Here is a 3,211-nt window from a genome sequence, read left to right on the forward strand (position 1 = left end):
TCCTATTTATTACCATTCCCCTTAATACGCAATAACATGAATATAATTCATACAAAAAACTGAGGTGGACATCATCCACCTCAGTTTCTTTACGAAAACAAAAACTTATTTAATCGAAGATAACCCTTTGGCAAATTCATCAATCTTATTTTGAAAAATAAAATCAAAATTGTATTCTTGTCCCGTTAATTCTTCATTTACTAAAATTGTTGTTGCGCCTACTTCCCTCTTTGCGATTTCTGGGAATGACGCGACAGGCTGTACTTTGAGTGACGTCCCCATTACGAGAAGTACATCTGTTTCATATAAACGTTTGATCGCATTTTGATATTGAGGTAACGTATCTCCGTATAAAACAACATCTGGATTTAGTATGAAATTACACTTCTCACAACGCGGCACTTCATGATCAATCATATATTGTAAATCATATCCCGTTTTACACTTTGGACAATGCGCTGTTTGCAGTGTTCCGTGTAAATCAATTACATGTTTACTACCACCTACTTGATGTAAACCATCAATATTTTGCGTTAAAATCGTTATGTCTTTCCCTTGTTCTTCTAGTTCCGCTAAAAAGCGATGCCCACGATTTGGTTTATATTGATGAAACGTATTAATTTGAAAGATTTCTTTATAATGCTTCCAAAACTCTTTCGGATTTCTATTATAATAGCCTCTCGACAAATACATCTCTACATTCGCATCAGCATATAATCCATTTGCTGAACGAAAATCAGGGATTCCACTTTCCGTACTTGCACCAGCACCTGTTAACACTGTAATTTTCTTCGCTTTTTCTAATATCGAACGTACTTCTTCAAATTGCTGCACAAAAATCACCTCTATGTATTTTCCTATACTTATTATACCAGTTGTTTACAGTAGGTGTTGTACAATTCGGTTTACTTACTACGTTGCATTATCTAAACCCAAACCAATTTAATGGTGTAAGAAAGTTATCTTGGGATCAACCATCCTACACTATCACTTCTCATATTGCAAAGGATGGTAGAGAGTTTATTCATCCGCAAAAAAATAGAAGGTTAACCGTTTTAGAATGCTTAAGATTAATGAGTGTTCCAGATACATACGTTATTCCGCCTCATATACCATTAAGTCAACAATATACACTTGTTGGTAATCGCGTAGCATTCTTAGTAGCTAAAGCACTCTCACAATCAATTCTGGATTGTTTAGAGGTAGATTCAGTGAAAGGTGTGTCTAATGAGTAAATGACGATTTTTCAATTCATTTAGAAAGCAGCCAGAAGGCTGCTTTTCTTCATCGATGGGCTTAGATAGTTATGGACTACTGGGAGCCTCTTAAGTTATACTTGTATAATATAAAAAATTAATAAGGGGTAATATTAACATTATGAAAGAAAAAAACGAACTTGTTCAAAATATTCCTCAAACAGGATTTTTTGGGCATCCAAAAGGATTATTCTCTTTATTCTTCACTGAGTTTTGGGAAAGGTTTTCTCATTATGGAATGAGAGCTATTTTACTGTATTATATGTACTATTCGGTCGCAAAAGGTGGATTAGGAATTGATCAATCTACCGCAACCTCGATAATGGCAATTTACGGTTCCTTACTGTTCATGTCTAGTATTATCGGTGGATGGATATCGGATCGTTTATTTGGTCCAAGTAAAACCGTATTCTTTGGTGGCGTTTTAATTATGATTGGCCATCTTATTTTAGCTTTACCGGGTAGTAAAAGTGCGTTATTTATCTCTATGGTCTTCTTAGTTCTAGGAACAGGGTTGTTAAAGCCTAACATATCGAACATCGTAGGAAGTTTATACAGTGAAACAGATGCGCGTCGTGACTCAGGGTTCAGTATATTCTACATGGGTATTAACTTAGGTGCCTTACTTGCACCTTTAGTTGTCGGAACATTAGGTCAGCAATATAATTTCCACCTTGGTTTTGGAGTTGCGGCAATTGGTATGGCAATTGGGTTAGGGGTATTTGTTGGAACAAAACAGAAAAACCTTGGTCTAGTCGGTACGCAAGTACCTAATCCATTATCAGATTCGGAAAGAAAAAAGACTATTAAGTATTTCAGTGTTGGTCTGGTTGTATTAACATTGCTAGGTGTGGTTACAATTCCAACTGGGTTGTTAACTATAAATCGTTTTACATTCTTGATTAGTATCTTAGGGATTGTTATTCCAGCCTATTATTTCATTTATATGTATCGTAGTCCTAAAACAACAAAAGTAGAGCAATCTCGTCTTCTTGCGTATATACCACTCTTTATTGCAGCTACAATATTTTGGTCTATACAAGAACAAGGTGCTATTATCTTAGCGACATACGCGGATCAACGAACTCAATTACAGTTCAATGGAATTACATTGCATTCCGCTTGGTTCCAATCATTAAGTCCAATCTTTATCGTAACGCTTGCCCCGATTTTTGCATGGGTTTGGATAAAGTTAGGCAAGAAGCAGCCTTCAACGGCAAAAAAATTCGCTATTGGATTGCTATTTGCAGGTTTCTCATTCTTAGTTATGATTATTCCGGCTTTAATCAACGGTACTCACTCTTTAGTGAATCCTATGTGGTTAGTCCTTAGCTTCTTTTTAATTGTAATTGGAGAAGTTTGTTTATCTCCTTCAGGGTTATCCATAACGACGAAGCTGGCTCCAGCTGCTTTCTCTTCGCAAACCATGAGCTTATGGTTCTTATCAACTGCGTCTGCGCAAGCAATAAATGCCCAAGTTGTTAAACTGTATAATCCTGCAACAGAAGCAATTTACTTTGGTGTTATTGGTGCTATCTCCATTTTAGTTAGCATCCTGCTGTTTGCATTATCATCAAAAATCCAAAGTTTCATGAAGGGACTTCAATAACGGTCTCTTATTGAAATGAACAAATACAAGTTTCTATGTGAAGAGTAGCCAAACGGGTTACTCTTTTTTTGTATAACCATAGCAATCTCCACACAAACGCAATATAATGTGATATTTCTAGGAAAACAAAACATACCTAATAGACTAATGCAACTTTGTAAGAGAGCTGACTATTTATCTAAAGAGGAGCTTCTTAAACATAAAGACTGCGTCATCGATTTACTCGATGAACGGGAAATTTGCGAATAAAAGACCAAAACTCCAACTCATTCATGGTTTAAAATACTGATAAGCTGGAGTTTTCTCATTGCTATATATACAAATAAAATAAAGATTACTAAAGGGC

The 3,211-nt window shown here is 35.7% G+C and carries 3 protein-coding genes; 2 read left to right on the top strand and 1 reads right to left on the bottom strand.

From position 1 onward, the window contains the following. Window positions 1-105: 105 nt before the first annotated feature. The gene (locus AB3X48_RS19880) at window positions 106-834 is read right to left on the bottom strand and encodes an NAD-dependent protein deacylase (protein WP_133059498.1); all 729 of its coding nucleotides are present in this window, start codon (window positions 832-834) and stop codon (window positions 106-108) included. A gap of 41 nt (window positions 835-875) precedes the next feature. On the opposite strand from AB3X48_RS19880, the gene AB3X48_RS19885 reads away from it, so the two are divergent. After that, entirely contained in the window at window positions 876-1,235 is a 360-nt protein-coding gene (locus tag AB3X48_RS19885) for a DNA cytosine methyltransferase (RefSeq protein ID WP_016105313.1), read from the top strand. A gap of 142 nt (window positions 1,236-1,377) precedes the next feature. Continuing rightward, on the top strand, window positions 1,378-2,865 hold the full coding sequence (locus AB3X48_RS19890) for a peptide MFS transporter (RefSeq protein ID WP_002110616.1): 1,488 nt from the start codon (window positions 1,378-1,380) through the stop codon (window positions 2,863-2,865). Window positions 2,866-3,211: the final 346 nt, after the last annotated feature.

The organism is Bacillus sp. S4 (assembly GCF_040838205.1).
GTDB lineage: Bacteria > Bacillota > Bacilli > Bacillales > Bacillaceae_G > Bacillus_A > Bacillus_A cereus_U.